This window comes from Pseudomonas sp. NPDC089996, assembly GCF_044748405.1.
Taxonomy (GTDB): domain Bacteria; phylum Pseudomonadota; class Gammaproteobacteria; order Pseudomonadales; family Pseudomonadaceae; genus Aquipseudomonas.
This window is the reverse complement of the sequence record NZ_JBIVGA010000024.1, coordinates 12,208-28,040: the sequence shown is the minus strand read 5'-3', so window position 1 is coordinate 28,040 and position 15,833 is coordinate 12,208. Positions and strand designations below refer to the sequence as shown.

Sequence of the window (15,833 nt, the reverse complement as noted above, 5' to 3'; positions counted from 1 at the left end):
ACGCCCGCTCCCACAGGTTCAGTGCCGGCCGGGAAAACTGAGCAGCCTCAGCGCCAGCGCTTCGGCCTTGCCAGCAGCTTCTTCACACGGTCGTTAGTATTGAAGGCATCGTCTTTCAGCGCTTGCTTGAAAGAATTGAACGTTTTGCCACGGAGTAGAAAGACGTCCACGGTTTTCTGTGTACCCAGTTCTATGGAAACGTTCGACACATCAGTTTTCAATACCACGTGTTTTTTCATACATCTCGCATTAGAACCAATTCATTCAACGCATTGGCCATCTGTACGTTGTGCACGGTATTGACCAACATCCCGACACCAGGCTCGCCGGCGTTGCCACAGATGTACTCGTCCAGTGTGTCTTCGATACCGCGCAGCAATTGTGAGATGTATAACAGGGCCTCGGGTGAGGGCATGTCGTTGTTGATGGTATAGAACGTGCGGGGGGAGGTTTTGGCGGGTGGGTCGGGGACTACTTTTTCCATGGTCTACTCCTAGATCAGTCAGGAGCTGACGCCCATTCCCTCTCACAGGTTTGGGTGGCAGCTGTACGCGGGGTGAGAGACCGGTGATCTAGGAAACCGGCCAGGACGAGTCCTGCCCGCGCACAGCTACCGCTGAGGTTGCAGCTAGATCAACACGGGCTCTCACACCCGGTCGCCGAATTTGACGACTCAGGGAAATTAGCCCTGATGCTGATCATCAACAACAGAGAAACGGCAGCGCAGTGCGTAGGATAATTCTCAATCAGGTCGCTCTTGAAGCATTTGGTTTAAGGTTGGGAAAAGTCTTACGTCTGATGCGCGGCGAATGCGGTTGGTTGTAGGAGCGGCCTTGTGTCGCGAAAGGGCTGCGAAGCAGCCCCAGGGGTTCAGCGCAGATGCACAAATTGCTGGGGCTGCTTCGCAGCCCTTTCGCGACACAAGGCCGCTCCTACAAGGGCCCAGTGCGGCCTTGAGGATGTGATATCAGCCCAGGCAACGGGTCACATGCTTCACCGACTGATACCCCGACAACCCCCAAGGCCCCAGCTCCCGGCCAATCCCGCTGCCCTTGGTGCCACCCCACGACGTTTCGACAAATACCGCCTGCACCGAGTTGATCCACACATGCCCGACCTCCAGCGCATCGGCCACGCGCTCGGCACGCTCCACATCGGCGGAGCACACCGTGGCGACCAGCCCGAAGCGGCTGTCGTTGGCTTCGGCAATGGCCTGTTCTTCCGTGGCGAAGCGGCGGGCGCACAGCACCGGGCCAAAGATCTCTTCAGTCCACAAGCGGCTTTCCTTCGGCACATCGGCATACAGCGTCGGGCTCACGAACCAGCCCTCACGGTCCAGCGCCTGCCCGCCAGCCAGGCACTGCAAACCCTCTTCACGCGCCGTCGCGAAGTAGCTGGCTACCTTCAACCATTGCGCCTGGCTGGTCAGCGGCCCCATGTCCACTTCTTCGGTCAGCGGGTTGCCGACCCGCAGCTTTTCCAGAGCGGCCTGCAGGCGCGGCAGCAGTGTTTCGGCAATGCCGTCCTGCACCAGCAGGCGCGAGGTGGCCGAGCACATCTGCCCGGCGTTCCAGCTGATGCCGGCAACAATCCATTCCACCGCCTGGTCCGGGTCGCAATCGTCGAACACCACGATCGCCGACTTGCCGCCGAGCTCCAGTGTCACCGGCCGGCACTGCGCCGATGCACTGCGCATGACCTGGCTGCCGACGTTGTTGCTGCCGGTGAACGACAGTTTGTCGAGGCCGTTGTGGCTGCTTAGCGCGGCACCGGTCTCGGCCTTGCCGTTGACGATGTTCAGCACGCCGGCAGGCAACCCCAGGGCGTCGGCGATCTGGCCGTAGGTCTGCTCGATCAGCGGGGTCACTTCCGATGGCTTGAGCACCACAGTGCAACCGGCCGCCAGGGCCGGGGCGAGCTTCCAGGCGCTGGTCACGAGCGGGAAGTTCCACGGCACGATCAGACCGACCACACCCACCGGTTCCAGGCGGGTACGGGCAGTGAAGCCGGGCGCAGCCAGTGGCACGTCGCGGTTCTTCGACGGCAGTTGCTCGGCCAGCTCGGCGTAGTAGGCGAAGGTGGCAATCGCGTCATCCAGGTCGATCTCGGCCTCGTGGCGCGGCTTGCCGTTGTTGCGCATCTGCAGCGTTATCAGTGCTTCACGGCGTTGGCCGAGCTGTTCGGCAAAACCGCGCAGGAAGGCCGCACGGGTGCTGGCGCTGACCATTTTCCAGGCAGGCAGGGCGTCACGGGCGGCCGCCACGGCCTGGTCGACCTGGGCCACGCTGGCGGCCATCAGTTCGGCGAAGGGCAGGCCCAGCGCAGGCTCGCTGACGCTGATGCAGTCGCTGCCCTGGCCTTCGACCCAGCGGCCGGCGATGTAATGGGAGGTGGTCATGGTCGGTATCCAGTCAGGCCATTTCGGCAGTGGTGGTCACCGGCGTACGCGGGGTGCTTTTGCAACGCACCCAGCGCGGGCCATTCGGGCCATACACGCCAGCAGGTTCAGGGAACAGGTTGAGCAGCAGCAGGTACAGCACGCCTGCCAGGCCCAGGGTCACTGGCAGGCTCAGGTCGATGCCGCCGGCCAGGTCGCCCAGCGGGCCGACGAACTGCCCCGGCAAGTTGACGAAGCACAGGCCGACCATGGCGCTGGGGATCCACGCGCCCATGCCGCGCCAGTTCCAGCCATGCAGGAACCAGTAATGGCCGCCACGCTGGCCGCGGGTGAACACCTGCAGGTCGTCGGCGTGGTAGAAGCCGCGGCGGGTGATCAGGCCGAGGATCATGATCACCATCCACGGGCTGGTGCAGGTGATGATCAGCACGGCGAAGGTCGACACGCTCTGCACCAGGTTGAAGGTGAAGCGGCCGATGAAGATGAAGCCGATCGCCAGCACGCCGATCAGCAGGGTGGCGCCGGCGCGGCTGAGCAGGCGCGGGAACACGCTGGACATGTCCAGGCCGGTGCCATACAGCGCGGTGGTGCCGGTGGACATGCCGCCGATCACCGCAATCAGGCACACCGGCAGGAAGAACCAGCTCGGTGCCACGGCCAGCAGGCCGCCGACGTAGTTGTTCGCGGCGATGTAGTCAGGCGCCTGGGTGGCCACCAGGGTGGCGGTGCACAGGCCGAACAGGAACGGGATCAGGGTGGCAACCTGGGCGGCGATCACCGCCAGCATGATGCGCGACTTTGGCGTTTGCCGCGGGATGTAGCGCGACCAGTCACCGAGGAAGGCGCCGAACGACACCGGGTTGCTCATGGCCAGGATCGCGGCGCCGACGAAGGCTGCCCAGAAGCCCGGCTGGCTGAGGTTGACGCTACCGGCGAAGCCCGCATCGAACGGCCCGGCGAAGGCAAAGATACCCAGCAGGAACAGCAGGCTCGACGCCCACACCGCTATCTTGTTGACCCACAGCATGAAGCGGAAACCGAAGATGCACACCACCAGCACCAGCACCGCGAACAGGCCGTAGGCCAGGCCCAGGGTCAGGTCGGTTTCCGGCAGCCCGGCCAGGCGCTTGGCGCCGCCGACCAGGGCATCCCCCGAGCTCCACACCGACAACGAGAAGAACGCTACGGCGGTGAGCAGCGACAGGAACGAGCCGACGATGCGCCCGTGCACGCCAAAGTGCGCGCCCGACGACACGGCGTTGTTGGTGCCGTTGAGTGCACCGAACAGGCCCATCGGCGCCAGGATCAGCGCGCCCACGCCGACGCCGAGCAGGATCGCCCAGACCCCGGCCTGGAACGACAGCCCGAACAGTACCGGGAAGCTGCCTAGCACGGCAGTGGCGAAGGTGTTGGCGCCGCCGAAGATCAGGCGGAACAGGTCCAGCGGGGAGGCGTCGCGTTGATCGTCGGGGATCTGTTCGACGCCATTGGTCTCGATACCGGTCGAGTGGCTCATGGTGATGCTCCAGCGCGGTTGTTGTAGGCCCGTCGCGGTGCGCGGGCCCTCTTGTGGGTGCGATGGCAGTGCGGCAAGGCCGCGTAAGTTCGGATCAGGCGGCGGTGACGACCGACAGATGCTCGTGGCACGCCAGCCATTGTTCGCCGTGGCGGCGGAAGACGATGGTCTCGCGCTCGGCCAGCTGGTGCTCCTCACCGGCAATGCGAATGTGCGTGGCCACGTCGTGCATGAAGATCGCCACGTCGCCCTGCAGGCTCACCTGCACGTTGCTCGATTCACAGCCGAGCACGGCAAAACCCTCGGCCTGCCACTGCGTCCAGAGGTCTTCATAGGCACGGCGAGACAGCAGCGGTTGCGGCAAGGTGTGGAAGAGGAAGGTGGCGTCTTCGCTGAAACAGGCGAAGTAGCGGGCGGTGTCATTGCTGGCAAAGGCAGCGACGAGGTCGGCAGCGGCCTGCCGTACCTGGAGTGTCTGGTCCACGGGAGTGGCCTCACGGTTATTGTGATTGTGGTGAAGCGATTCTGGTGGGGGCGGGGCGGGGGAAAAATCGCTGGGGGTAAATAATTAGTTCAGGAATTTGTGAACCATTGTTCCGGTTGCCTTTACCAGTGCCCATGCAGTGGATAAGGTTGCCTGATACGTTGGCGTAGAGCCTTGTCCAGGGAATAAAAGTAATGAGTCACTACGAGCCGCCACTGACGATAACGCCACGGATGTTGGCATTGGTCGCCGAGATCAGCGAGCACGTGGGCCAGCTGACGGCTTATCGGGACGATGCCCTTACACCACAATTGCGCCGGGGGAACCGCATCAAGACCATCCTCCCTTTGTCGAATTCATGCTGGAGGCGTTGCTCCAAGCTCTGGTTGAGGTGAACTCGAGCGATCATGTAACCGATCAAGTAACCGAACAAGTAGCCAGTCTGTTAAGCATCCTGCCCCCAGGCAAGGCGTTGAAAGCCAGCGAGTTGATGCAGCGTCTGGGGCTCTCGCACCGGCCCACTTTCAGCAAGTCGTATCTCAAGCCCGCTCTGGCTTCTGGCCTTATTGAAATGACAGACCCCGATTCCCCCCGTAGCCCGACGCAACACTATCGACGGGTACAGAAATAATGACGTCGCGCCTTCGCCTGCGCCGTACCGCGCCGGGCCGTCGGCAAGCGGCGCGAGTACTAGACGCCTGCGCTCAGTTCGCCTCGCGTACTGCGCTGAGAAACGCCCGGGTCCGTTCCTGTTGCGGGTTCTCGTAGATCTGCGCCGGCGTCCCCTGTTCATGGATCTGGCCCTTGTAGAAGAAGCACACCCGATCAGCGAACTCCCGGGCAAAGCCCATCTGGTGCGTCACCATCAACATGGTCAGGTTGTGCTCGCTGCCCAAGCGGCGGATCACGTTCAGCACCTCGCCACACAGCTCCGGGTCCAGCGCCGAGGTCACTTCGTCGAACAGCATCACCTTGGGCCGCATGGCCAGCGCCCGGGCAATCGCCACGCGCTGCTGCTGGCCGCCCGACAACTGCGAGGGGTAGTGTTCGAACTTGCTGCCCATGCCCACCATCTCCAGCAGCTCGGCGGCGCGTTCGCGGGCTTCGGCCGGTTTCACGCCCAGCACCTGCACCGGGGCCTCGGTCACGTTCTGCAAGGCACTCATGTGCGGGAACAGGTTGAAACTCTGGAACACCATGCCGATCTTCGCCCGCACCTTGCGCACATGGCGCTCGTTGGCAGCGACCAGTGCACCGTTGCGCCCGGGCATGTGGGTGAGCGAGTCGCCATCGACCTCGATCAGACCCTGATCGATGCCCTCCAAGGTCATCAGCACCCTCAGCAAGGTCGATTTGCCCGAGCCGCTGGGGCCGATGATGGCCACCTTCTCGCCGGGGGCGACGTTGAGGTTGAGGCCATCAAGGACGGTGAAATTGCCGTAGCGCTTGGTCACGTCCTTGAAGCTGACGATCGGTTGGGCAATGGCCGGTGTGGGCATGCTGGTGTCCCGTGGCAGGGAGGTGGTGGCAGTGGCGAGGTGGGTCACAGGCGCGATCATCAGCGAAGCTCCAGGCGCACTTCAAGGCGCCGAACGAGATAGGCCAGAGCGACGCTCAAGGCCAGGAAGAACAGACCGACCAGAGTGATCGGCTCCAGGTAGCGGAAGCTTTCGGAGCCGACGTTCTTGGCCTGCTGCATGATTTCCACCACGGTGATGGCCGACAGCACCGGGGTGTCCTTGAGCATGGCGATCAGGTAGTTGCCCAGCGGCGGCAGGATCGGCCGGATCGCCTGGGGCAGGATGACCGCCCGATAGGCCGTCCACGGTGCGAAGTTCAGCGCGATCACCGCCTCCCACTGGCTGCGCGCCACCGAGTCGAGGCCGCCGCGGTACACCTCGGCCAGGTAGCAGGCGTAATGCAGGCCGATACCGATGATGCCGGCCTGCATGGCGCTCATGTTGACCCCGTAGTTGGGCAGCACGTAGTAGAGGAAATACACCTGGATCAGCAGCGGTGTGCTACGGATGAATTCGATCAGCAGCGCCACCGGCCACGACAGCCAGGTCTGGCGGCTGCGCCGGGCGATGGCCAGGAACAGGCCGAGGACCACGGCAATCAGGAAGCCCACCAGGGTGATGCCCAGCGTTTTCAGTGATGCCTGCAGCAAGTCGGGCAGAATCTGCGCGACGTAGTTCCAGTCCCAGACGTTCATGACAGGCTCCCCCGCAGGCGGCCACGGCTCAGGCGCCGTTCAAGCCGTCGCATGAGGAAGTTGATGGCCTGCGCCAGGACGAAGTACAGCAGCAGGGTCAGGCTGAAGATTTCCAGGGTCTGGAAGGTCGCCTGGTCCAGTTGTCGGGCGCGGAAGCTCAGGTCCGACAAGGTGATCAGCGACACCAGCGAAGTGTTCTTCAGCAGCTCGATCAGCAGGTTGGTGCCAGGCGCGATGGCCGCCAGCAAGGCCTGCGGCAGGATGATCCGCCGCAAGCGAGTGGCAGCAGGCATGTTCAGTGCGGTGCAGGCCTCGTATTGCCCCTTGGCCACCGAACTGATCGCCCCGCGCATCACTTCGGCACCATAAGCACCGATATGCAGCCCGAGGCCGACGATGGCCACGGTGTAGGCGCTGAGTTCGAGGTTGAACGGCGGCAGCGGCAATACGAAGAACAGCCAGAACAACTGCACCAGCAGCGAGGTGCCGCGGAACAGTTCGATGTAGGCCACGCACAGCCAGCTCAATGGTCGCCAGGACGAGCGCCGGCCGAGGGCGGCAAGGATTGCGGCGACGATGGCCAGCAACGAGCCGAAGAAGGTGACCTGGACGGTGATCCAGGCGCCTTGCAGTAACAACGGTATCAATTCACCCATGGTTCGACCTGAATAATCGGATTACACAGGGAATGGCACGGCAAGCGCCATGCCACCTCGATTCACTGCTGGGCACAGAGCTCGGCGGCGGTCTTGTCGGTCACGTTGGAGCGGTCGAAGCCGAACGGTGCGACGGTCTTCAAGTGCTCCTCGCTGCCCAGCCATTTCTTCATCTCGGCGTTGACCGCATCGCGCAGTGCCTTGTCTTCGGGGCGGAAGGCCAGGGCGCCGTAGCCGGTGTGGGCCGGGTCATCGGTAAAGTCGGCGATCGCTTCGACCTTGTCGCCACCCTTCTTGGCCAGGCCCTTCATGGTCAGCTGGGTGCCCACGGCGGCGTCGGCGCGGCCGGCGCGTACGGCTTGCAACTGGGCGGTGGTGTCCGGTACCTGCAGGATCTGCGCGTCCTTGATGCCCGAGTCGCGGGCATAGGCGAGGTTGACCGTGCCCGCCATGATTGCCAGCTTCACGTCCGGGTTCTTGGCGATGTCGGCATAGCTGTGCAGGTTCTTCGGGTTGCCCTGGGCCACCAGCAGGGTGTCGGGCAGGGCGTACTGCGGGTCGGTGAAGATCACCTGCTTGCAGCGTGCCGGGGTGATGTACATGCCGGCGGCAATCACATCGAAGCGCCCGGCGCGCAGGCCCGGAATCAATGAGCCCCACTCGGTGAGCACGCCATCGACCTGTTTGATGCCCATCTTCTCGAAGATGACCTTGGCGATTTCCGGCGACTCACCGGTAACCCGGCCATCGGTCTCGGTGTAGGCGAATGGCGTTTCGTTGGCGTAGCCGATGCGGATACGGCTGGTTTCCTTGATCTGGTCCAGGCTGGCGGCCTGGGCGCTGGCCAGCACGGCGAAAGTGGCGCATGCCACCAACAGACGCTGGAGTGGGCGTGAAACGTTGAAAGGCTGGCTCATCAATGAATCTCCTGTTTGTTATAAAAACCGTCGCCGACGGCTCTGTGTTAGGAGGCAGTGGAGCAAAACAGCGAGAAGCAGGGCCGGTCGTTTGTTCGAGGCTGCCGGGCAGCGGGGTGTCGACCTTGGACGGAGCATACAAAAGCTGAAACGGCGATGTCATTGCACTAGGACAATTGCCCAAGTGGCGTGCAGGGAGGATGCTGTGAACCTGGCCCCTGCAAGCGAAGCGAACATCATGATGCAGAGTTGGAAGGCAGCCCTCGACGCCGCCCGCATCGGCGAGTCCAAATACAAGACCCTGGTGCAGGCCGTCACTGGCGAGATCGAGTGTGGCGTACTGGTCCACGACCAGCGCCTGCCGCCGCAGCGGCAGGTCGCCGATGCCTTGGGCATCAGCGTGCAGACCGTGACCAACGCCTACAAGGAACTGGAGCGCCAGGGCCTGGTGCGCTGCGAGATCGGCCGTGGCAGTTTCGTCAGCCGGCGCATGAGCGACCGAGTGTCGGATGACATCATCGACCTGCCCGAACGTACCCTGGTCGACTTCTCCATCACCCGCATCATGCATACCCAGGTACATGAACGCATATGGCGCGACACCTGTGCCGAGCTGGCCGTGGAGGAGGAGCAGCCATGGATCCATGCCTACCGGCCTATCGCCGGTTTCGAGAGCCATCGCGAATCGGCGGTGCGCTGGCTCGACGGGCTGGGGATGCAGGTCGAACGCGACGATGTGCTGGTCACCAATGGCGCGGCCCATGCCATCTTCCTGGCCTTGGCCTCGCTGGCCGGGCCAGACGATGTGGTGCTCTGCGAGGGCCTGACCGACCATGGCGTGATTGGCAACTCACAGGTACTCGGCTTCACCCTCAAGGGCCTGGAGATGGACCGCGAGGGCATCGACCCGGAGCACTTCGAGGATATCTGCAGCAACGAACGAGTGACCGCCCTGGTCTGCACACCCAACCTCAATAACCCGACCGTCAGCGTGATGCCCGACAGCCGGCGCCAGGAGATCGCCGCAATCGCTCGGCGCTTTGGCGTGCACATCATCGAAGATGACGTCTACGGGCCGTTGCTGGGCGGGCGCCATGCGCGGCCGCTCAGTGCGTATGCCCCGGAGCTGTCGTTCTATTGCACCAGCATGACCAAGTCGGTACTCACCGGCCTGCGCGTGGGCTACCTGGCGATGCCCAAGCGCCTGGCATTGCGCACCGAAAGCATCCTGCGGGTGAACAGCTGGATGGCCACGCCGTTGGTCGCGGAGATCGCCTCGCGCTGGATCAACGATGGGCGTGCCATGCAGCTGGTGGAGCTGCAGCGCAAGTTGCTGGGGGAGCGGCAGGCATTGTTGCGCGAGTACCTCGGCGAGTACGTGCGCGGTCAGCATGCCCATGCGTTGGGCGCGTGGCTTGACATTCCCGAACGCTGGGAAGTGGACAGCCTGGTGCGGGCCTTGCGCCGCAGGCATATTGCCGTGACGCCACCCGAGCCATTCCTCGTGCGCGGCACGCCGCGGCCACGGGCAGTGCGCCTGTGTGTGGGCGCCGAGTGTTCCGAAGCCAAGCTGCGCCAGGCACTGGGCGATATGCGCGAGCTGTTCGGCCAGTACCCGCAGATCCATGAGCTCTAATTTGACTGATCGGCCAGCGCGGTCAGTTGTGGGAGCGGCCTTGCGTCGCGAAAGGGCCGCAGCGCGGCCCCAGGATCTTTGCTCTGATCACACAATGTCGGGGCTGCTGCGCAGCCCTTTCGCGACGCAAGGCCGCTCCCACAAAAGCGAGCGCAAGTGGGCACAGGCAAAAATCTCAGGCAAATTGACCTAGTACATTCATCACGACAATTTTCGCCTCATACACTCCGCCCAACATCAGGTCACTTGTTGGGTCCCGGTCATGTCAGCGCTTTCGCTTCACGATCTCTACCTCGCCCGCCAGCATATCCACGGCCTTGTGCGTAGCACGCCGCTGGAGCTGTCACCCAGCCTGTCACGCCACCTGGGTACTTCGGTCTACCTGAAGCTCGAAGCCCTGCAGACCACCGGCAGTTTCAAGCTGCGCGGCGCCAGCAATGCCATCGCCGCCCTCGGCGCCGAACAACGTTCGCGCGGCGTGGTCACCGCTTCCACCGGCAATCACGGGCGGGCAGTGGCCCACGCTGCTGCGCAACTGGGTGTGAAGGCAACCGTGTTCCTTTCGCTCCTGGTGCCGGCCAACAAGGTTCAGGCCATCCGCGACCTGGGCGCCGAGGTGTGCATCGTCGGCCACTCCCAGGACGATGCCCAGCAGGCCGCGCAACGGCATGCCGACGAACATGGCGCAGCGTTGATTCCGCCCTTCGATCATCCCCACGTCATCGCTGGCCAGGGCACCCTGGGCCTGGAAATCATCGAGCAGTTGCCCGAGGTGCAGCAGGTGCTGATCCCGCTCTCTGGCGGTGGCCTGTTCGCAGGTGTGGCGCTGGCGCTGAAAAGCATCAACCCGGCGATCACCACCCACGGCATCAGCATGCAGCGCGGTGCGGCGATGCACGCCAGCCTGCAGGCTGGCTGCCCGGTCGAGGTCGAGGAATTGCCGACCTTGGCCGACTCGCTCGGTGGCGGTATCGGCCTGGGCAACCAGCACACCTTGGGCATGACTCAGCGTTTGCTCGATCAGCTTCACCTGCTGCCGGAAACCTCGATCGCCAACGGCATGCGCCATGCCTACCTGCACGAGCGGCTGGTGCTCGAAGGCGCCGGCGCGGTTGGTATCGCCGCGCTGCTCGACGGCCTGGTGCCGGCCCGTGGGCCGGTCGTGGTGGTGGTCAGTGGGCGCAATGTCGACAGCGCACAACACCTGCGCGTCATCCATGGCGGCGACGCCTGATTTCTTCACTGGAGGTAGTGCAATGCCGGCCATCACCTTGCTTAGCGAAGCCGATCTGCGTGGCTGTATCTCACTCGACCGTGATGCGGTCGATGCCATCGAACGGGCCTTTGCCCTGCTCGCCACGGCCAAGGTGGCGATGCCGCCGGTCCTGCGCCTGGACATACCTGAGCACAACGGCGAAGTGGATGTGAAAACGGCTTACCTGCCGGGCCTGGAGCGCTTCGCGATCAAAGTCAGCCCGGGCTTTTTCGACAACCCCAAGCTCGGCCTGCCCAGCCTCAACGGCATGATGATGCTGCTGTCGGCACGTACCGGCCTGCTCGATGCCTTGCTTCTCGACAACGGCTACCTCACCGCAGTGCGGACTGCGGCAGCCGGCGCGGTGGCCGCACGCTGGCTGTCACGTCAGGACAGCCGGCGCGTGGCACTGCTAGGCAGTGGCGAACAGGCCCGCTTGCAATTGCAGGCGCTGCGTTTGGTACGGCCGATCGAGCAGGTCAAGGTCTGGGGCCGCGATGCCGACAAGACCGCAGCCCTGTGTGATGACCTGGGCCGTGACGGGCAGTTGCAGGTGCTGGCCTGCGACAGTGTCGACCAGGCCATGCAGGCGGTCGACATCGCCATCACCTGCACGCCCAGTCGCCAACCGCTGATTCAGCCTCATCACCTGCAACCTGGCCTGCACATCACCGCCATGGGCTCGGACGCCGAGCACAAGAACGAAATCGCACCCCAGGCCCTGGCCCGGCTCGACCGCTATGTCGCCGACCGCCTGAGCCAGACCCGCGTGCTCGGTGAGCTGCACCACGCCTTGCGTACCGGCGCGATCAGCGACAAGGCCGAGCATTACGAACTGGGCCAGATCATTGCTGGCCTGCACCCGGGCCGTGCCAGCGCAGAGGAGGTCACCCTGTGCGACCTGACCGGCACCGGCGCCCAGGACACCGCCATCGCCAACCTGGCCTTCGAGCGTGCAGTCGCCGCCAACAAAGGCCTGGCGTTTCTCAGCTGACACCTTTCGCCACCCACTCACAAGAAGGGCATCCGTATGTCACAGACAGTGGTCAACCTGCCGTTCAGCCGGCAGGAATACACCCAGCGCCTGGCCAAGACCCGCGCCGCCATGCAGGCGCAGGGCCTGGAGCTGTTGCTGGTTACCGACCCATCGAACATGGCCTGGCTGACCGGCTATGACGGCTGGTCGTTCTACGTGCACCAATGCGTGCTGCTGGCGCTCGATGGCGAGCCGATCTGGTTCGGCCGCGGGCAGGACGCCAACGGCGCGAAGCGCACGGTGTTCATGCAGCACGACAACATCGTCGGCTACCCGGACATCTACGTGCAGTCGCGCGAGCGCCACCCAATGGACTACCTGTGCCAGGAGGTGATCCTGACCAAGGGTTGGGGCGGCCTGTGCATCGGCGTGGAGATGGACAACTACTACTTCAGCGCCGCCGCCTATCAGGCGCTGTGCAAGCACCTGCCGCAGGCGCGCTTCAGCGATGCCGCCGGGCTGGTCAACTGGCAGCGCGCGGTCAAGTCGGCGCAGGAAATCGACTACATGCGTATCGCCGCGCGCATCGTCGAGCAGATGCATGGGTGCATCCTCGAACGCATCGAACCCGGCATGCGCAAGAACGAACTGGTGGCCGAGATCTACCGCAGCGGCATCCTTGGTGTCGATGGCCATGGCGGCGACTACCCGGCCATCGTGCCGCTGTTGCCGACCGGGGCCGACGCCAGCGCGCCGCACCTGACCTGGGACGATTCGCCGTTCACCCGGGGTGCCGGCACCTTCTTCGAGATTGCCGGCTGCTACAAGCGCTACCACTGCCCGCTGTCGCGCACCGTGTATCTGGGCAAGCCGCCGCAACATTTCCTCGAAGGCGAAAAGGCCGTGGTCGAAGGCATCGCAGCCGGCCTCGATGCCGCGCGGCCAGGCAACACCACCGGTGATATCGCCCGGGCGTTCTTCCGCGTGCTGGAGAAGTTCGGCATCCACAAGGACAGCCGCTGTGGCTACCCGATCGGTATCAGCTACCCGCCTGACTGGGGCGAGCGCACCATGAGCCTGCGCCCGAGCGACTCCAGTGTGCTGCAACCTGGCATGACCTTCCACTTCATGCCAGGGCTGTGGATGGACGACTGGGGCCTGGAAATCACCGAGAGCATCCTCATCACCGAGACCGGGGTCGAGACCCTGTGCAACGTGCCGCGCCAGCTGTTCGTGAAGGACTGACCCATGAATGCAATCGCACAGGCCGCCGTTACGCTGGCCAACCCGATCAGCTGCACCCTGGATTTCGAACAGGACGGTGTGCAGCACGGCTTCCTCAAGCTGCCGTACTCTCGTGACGACTCGGCCTGGGGCGCAGTGATGATCCCGCTGACCGTGGTCAAGAACGGCAACGGCCCGACCGCCTTGCTCACTGGCGGCAACCACGGTGACGAATACGAAGGCCCGGTGGCGCTGAGCAAACTGGCCCAGCAGCTGCAGGCCGGGCAGGTGAGCGGCCGGGTGATCATCGTGCCGTTCATGAACACGCCCGCGTTCCAGGCCGGCACCCGCACGTCGCCGATCGACCGTGGCAACCTCAACCGCAGCTTCCCCGGCCGGCCCGACGGCAGCGTGACGGAGAAGATCGCCGACTACTTCCGGCGCACCTTGCTGCCGCTGGCCGATATCGTTCTGGACATCCACTCCGGTGGCCGCACCCTCGACTTTCTGCCGTTCGCCGCATGCCATGTGCTGCCCGACAAGGCCCAGCAGGCCCGCTGTGAGGCCGGCATGCAGGCGTTTTGCGCGCCGTACAGCATGCGCATGCTCGAACTGGATGCGCAGGCGATGTACGACACCGCCGCCGAAGAGCAGGGCAAGGTGTTCGTTACCACCGAGCTGGGCGGGGGCGGCACCTCCACAGCCAAAAGCGTGGCCCTGGCCGAACGTGGCGTGCGCAACCTGCTGATTCACGCCGGCATCCTCGCCGGCGAAATGGAGCAAGGCGAGACCATCCTGCTCGACATGCCCGATGGCGACTGCTTCATCGCCAGCGAGCACGACGGCCTGCTGGAAATGTGCCGCGACCTGGGCGAGACGGTCAGCCAGGGTGAGGTGATTGCCCGCATCCATGACATCCGCCGCACCGGTGGCGCGCCGGTCGAGTACCGCGCCCGCCGCAGTGGCCTGCTCGCCGCCCGGCATTTCCCCGGGCTGGTGAAGTGCGGCGACACCCTGGCGGTGATCGCCGACGTACTGGCTTAGACCCGGCGCCACGACAACGAGGTATGGAGAACAGTCATGTCACACCACTACCCATTCAAAAGCCTGTGCCATGTCGACGGCCAATGGCTGCACAGCCTCAGCGGCAACAGCATCGCCGTGCACAACCCGGCCAGCCGGCAGGTCATCGACCATGTGCCGCTGCTCGAGCACGAGCAGATCGTCGCCGCCGTGGATGCCGCCGAGCGGGCGTTCCCTGCCTGGCGCCAGCAGAGCCTGGAGTGTCGCGCGGCGTTGTTGCGGCGTTGGGCAGAGCTGATGCTCGAACACCAGGAGGCACTGGCACGCATCCTCAGCGAGGAGCAGGGCAAACCGCTGGCCGAAGCGCGCGCTGAAATCGCCTATGCGGCAAGCTTCATACCCTGGTTTGCCGAGGAGGCCCGACGCCTCAATGGCCAGACCCTACCCAGCCATATCGCAGGTGCCCAGCTGAGCACCGTGAAGGAACCCGTCGGCGTCTGCGCATTGCTCACCCCATGGAACTTCCCCAGTGCCATGATCACCCGCAAGGCTGCTGCGGCACTGGCCGCCGGTTGCACGGTGGTGGTCAAGCCCGCCCATGAAACACCGTTCTCGGCGCTGGCGCTGGCGCAACTGGCTGAGGATGCCGGCTTCCCGCCAGGGGTATTCAACGTGGTGATCGGCGAGCCGCAGATGGCCATGGAAACCTTGGTGCGTGACAGCCGTGTACGGTCGGTCAGCTTCACCGGTTCTACCCGGGTCGGCAAGCTGGTGCTGCAGGCCGCAGCCCAGGATGTGAAGAAAGTGGCGCTGGAGCTGGGTGGCAATGCGCCGTTCATCGTCTGTGCCGATGCCGACCTTGAACTGGCCGTGCGTGTGGCCGTGGCGGCCAAGTTCCAGACCTCCGGCCAGGACTGCTGCGCGGCCAACCGGATCATGGTGCAGCGGCCGCTGTACGAAGCCTTCCTGGCGCGCTTCGCCGAGGCGGTGCGGGCACTGCCGGTCGGCCCGGCGATGGTCGATGGCGAGGAAACGGCGGCAGAGATCGGCCCGCTGATGCACCAGGCCGCCTTCGATACCACCCAGGCCCGGGTCGAGGATGCCCTGCAACGTGGTGCCCGGCGCTTGGCCGGCGGTGAAGGGCATGCCTTGGGTGGCTGGTTCTTCCAGCCGACGGTGCTGGCCGATGTCACCCCGGCGATGCGTATCTACCAGGAAGAAAATTTCGCGCCGATTGCCGGGGTCATGCCGTTCGACACCTTGGAGCAGGCCATCACCATGGCCAACGACACCGAGTACGGACTGGCCGCCTACATCGTCGGTAACCGCCTGGATGTGGTGCACCCGCTGGTGCGCCGGCTCGACCACGCGATGGTGGCGATCAACGGCGTCAAGTTCACCGGCCACCCCATCCCGTTCGGCGGCATGAAGGCTTCGGGCCTGGGCCGCGAAGGCGGCAGCGAGGGCTTCGAGCCCTTTGTCGAAACCAAATACGTTTGCCTGCACCACCACGGTCAGTTCTAAGGAGCGTTT

General features: G+C 64.3%; 16 protein-coding genes. 7 read left to right on the top strand and 9 right to left on the bottom strand.

Going from position 1 to position 15,833, the window contains the following annotated elements; all coding sequences use genetic code 11:
* Positions 1-47: 47 nt before the first annotated feature.
* The 5 genes from ACIPW4_RS26125 to ACIPW4_RS26105 form a co-directional block, all read right to left on the bottom strand.
* On the bottom strand, positions 48-239 hold the full coding sequence (locus ACIPW4_RS26125) for a hypothetical protein (protein ID WP_400663259.1): 192 nt from the start codon (positions 237-239) through the stop codon (positions 48-50).
* Positions 236-484, bottom strand: coding sequence for a hypothetical protein (locus ACIPW4_RS26120; protein ID WP_400663257.1), 249 nt, complete (start codon positions 482-484; stop codon positions 236-238). Before ACIPW4_RS26120 ends, ACIPW4_RS26125 begins: the two co-directional genes overlap by 4 nt.
* Positions 485-967: 483 nt before the next feature.
* Positions 968-2,398 carry an aldehyde dehydrogenase family protein gene (locus ACIPW4_RS26115; protein ID WP_400663254.1) on the bottom strand — a complete coding sequence of 477 codons (1,431 nt, stop codon included), beginning with the start codon at positions 2,396-2,398 and terminating at the stop codon, positions 968-970.
* Between the two features lie 13 nt (positions 2,399-2,411).
* Positions 2,412-3,914 (bottom strand): purine-cytosine permease family protein, encoded by a 1,503-nt coding sequence (locus ACIPW4_RS26110; RefSeq protein WP_400663251.1) that lies wholly within the window; start codon positions 3,912-3,914, stop codon positions 2,412-2,414.
* A 94-nt stretch (positions 3,915-4,008) separates the two neighbouring features.
* A complete protein-coding gene (locus ACIPW4_RS26105; protein WP_400663248.1) occupies positions 4,009-4,398 on the bottom strand; it encodes a YybH family protein in 390 nt (129 codons plus the stop codon).
* 358 nt (positions 4,399-4,756) lie between these two features.
* Between ACIPW4_RS26105 and ACIPW4_RS26100 the strand changes: the two genes are divergently transcribed.
* The gene (locus ACIPW4_RS26100) at positions 4,757-5,029 is read left to right on the top strand and encodes a Fic family protein (RefSeq protein ID WP_400663245.1); all 273 of its coding nucleotides are present in this window, start codon (positions 4,757-4,759) and stop codon (positions 5,027-5,029) included.
* A 73-nt stretch (positions 5,030-5,102) separates the two neighbouring features.
* Here ACIPW4_RS26100 and ehuA read toward each other — a convergent pair whose 3' ends face one another.
* From ehuA to ehuB, 4 genes are all read right to left on the bottom strand, one after another.
* On the bottom strand, positions 5,103-5,897 hold the full coding sequence (gene ehuA / locus ACIPW4_RS26095; protein WP_400663339.1) for an ectoine/hydroxyectoine ABC transporter ATP-binding protein EhuA: 795 nt from the start codon (positions 5,895-5,897) through the stop codon (positions 5,103-5,105).
* Between the two features lie 59 nt (positions 5,898-5,956).
* Positions 5,957-6,613, bottom strand: a complete 657-nt coding sequence (gene ehuD, locus ACIPW4_RS26090; protein ID WP_400663242.1) for an ectoine/hydroxyectoine ABC transporter permease subunit EhuD — start codon at positions 6,611-6,613, stop codon at positions 5,957-5,959.
* A complete protein-coding gene (gene ehuC, locus ACIPW4_RS26085; protein ID WP_400663239.1) occupies positions 6,610-7,269 on the bottom strand; it encodes an ectoine/hydroxyectoine ABC transporter permease subunit EhuC in 660 nt (219 codons plus the stop codon). Before ehuC ends, ehuD begins: the two co-directional genes overlap by 4 nt.
* A gap of 62 nt (positions 7,270-7,331) precedes the next feature.
* Entirely contained in the window at positions 7,332-8,186 is an 855-nt protein-coding gene (gene ehuB, locus ACIPW4_RS26080) for an ectoine/hydroxyectoine ABC transporter substrate-binding protein EhuB (protein WP_400663237.1), read from the bottom strand.
* 241 nt (positions 8,187-8,427) lie between these two features.
* Here ehuB and ACIPW4_RS26075 point away from each other — a divergent pair, with 241 nt between their 5' ends.
* From ACIPW4_RS26075 to ACIPW4_RS26050, 6 genes are all read left to right on the top strand, one after another.
* Positions 8,428-9,822, top strand: coding sequence for a PLP-dependent aminotransferase family protein (locus ACIPW4_RS26075; RefSeq protein ID WP_400663336.1), 1,395 nt, complete (start codon positions 8,428-8,430; stop codon positions 9,820-9,822).
* A gap of 262 nt (positions 9,823-10,084) precedes the next feature.
* Entirely contained in the window at positions 10,085-11,056 is a 972-nt protein-coding gene (gene eutB / locus ACIPW4_RS26070) for a hydroxyectoine utilization dehydratase EutB (RefSeq protein WP_400663235.1), read from the top strand.
* Positions 11,057-11,078: 22 nt separating this feature from the next.
* Entirely contained in the window at positions 11,079-12,071 is a 993-nt protein-coding gene (gene eutC, locus ACIPW4_RS26065; RefSeq protein WP_400663233.1) for an ectoine utilization protein EutC, read from the top strand.
* 36 nt (positions 12,072-12,107) lie between these two features.
* The gene (doeA, locus tag ACIPW4_RS26060) at positions 12,108-13,298 is read left to right on the top strand and encodes an ectoine hydrolase DoeA (RefSeq protein ID WP_400663230.1); all 1,191 of its coding nucleotides are present in this window, start codon (positions 12,108-12,110) and stop codon (positions 13,296-13,298) included.
* A gap of 3 nt (positions 13,299-13,301) precedes the next feature.
* On the top strand, positions 13,302-14,321 hold the full coding sequence (doeB, locus tag ACIPW4_RS26055) for a N(2)-acetyl-L-2,4-diaminobutanoate deacetylase DoeB (protein ID WP_400663228.1): 1,020 nt from the start codon (positions 13,302-13,304) through the stop codon (positions 14,319-14,321).
* 36 nt (positions 14,322-14,357) lie between these two features.
* Complete coding sequence (locus tag ACIPW4_RS26050; protein WP_400663225.1) at positions 14,358-15,824, top strand: NAD-dependent succinate-semialdehyde dehydrogenase; 1,467 nt, start codon at positions 14,358-14,360, stop codon at positions 15,822-15,824.
* Positions 15,825-15,833: the final 9 nt, after the last annotated feature.

Bases quoted from the DNA above. Each gene is read 5' to 3' on its own strand.
- ACIPW4_RS26125 (WP_400663259.1), bottom strand. From the start codon at position 239: ATGAAAAAACACGTGGTATTGAAAACTGATGTGTCGAACGTTTCCATA.
- ACIPW4_RS26120 (WP_400663257.1), bottom strand. From the start codon at position 484: ATGGAAAAAGTAGTCCCCGACCCACCCGCCAAAACCTCCCCCCGCACG.
- ACIPW4_RS26115 (WP_400663254.1), bottom strand. From the start codon at position 2,398: ATGACCACCTCCCATTACATCGCCGGCCGCTGGGTCGAAGGCCAGGGC.
- ACIPW4_RS26110 (WP_400663251.1), bottom strand. From the start codon at position 3,914: ATGAGCCACTCGACCGGTATCGAGACCAATGGCGTCGAACAGATCCCC.
- ACIPW4_RS26100 (WP_400663245.1), top strand. From the start codon at position 4,757: ATGCTGGAGGCGTTGCTCCAAGCTCTGGTTGAGGTGAACTCGAGCGAT.
- ehuA (WP_400663339.1), bottom strand. From the start codon at position 5,897: ATGCCCACACCGGCCATTGCCCAACCGATCGTCAGCTTCAAGGACGTG.
- ehuD (WP_400663242.1), bottom strand. From the start codon at position 6,613: ATGAACGTCTGGGACTGGAACTACGTCGCGCAGATTCTGCCCGACTTG.
- ehuC (WP_400663239.1), bottom strand. From the start codon at position 7,269: ATGGGTGAATTGATACCGTTGTTACTGCAAGGCGCCTGGATCACCGTC.
- ehuB (WP_400663237.1), bottom strand. From the start codon at position 8,186: ATGAGCCAGCCTTTCAACGTTTCACGCCCACTCCAGCGTCTGTTGGTG.
- ACIPW4_RS26075 (WP_400663336.1), top strand. From the start codon at position 8,428: ATGCAGAGTTGGAAGGCAGCCCTCGACGCCGCCCGCATCGGCGAGTCC.
- eutB (WP_400663235.1), top strand. From the start codon at position 10,085: ATGTCAGCGCTTTCGCTTCACGATCTCTACCTCGCCCGCCAGCATATC.
- eutC (WP_400663233.1), top strand. From the start codon at position 11,079: ATGCCGGCCATCACCTTGCTTAGCGAAGCCGATCTGCGTGGCTGTATC.
- doeA (WP_400663230.1), top strand. From the start codon at position 12,108: ATGTCACAGACAGTGGTCAACCTGCCGTTCAGCCGGCAGGAATACACC.
- doeB (WP_400663228.1), top strand. From the start codon at position 13,302: ATGAATGCAATCGCACAGGCCGCCGTTACGCTGGCCAACCCGATCAGC.
- ACIPW4_RS26050 (WP_400663225.1), top strand. From the start codon at position 14,358: ATGTCACACCACTACCCATTCAAAAGCCTGTGCCATGTCGACGGCCAA.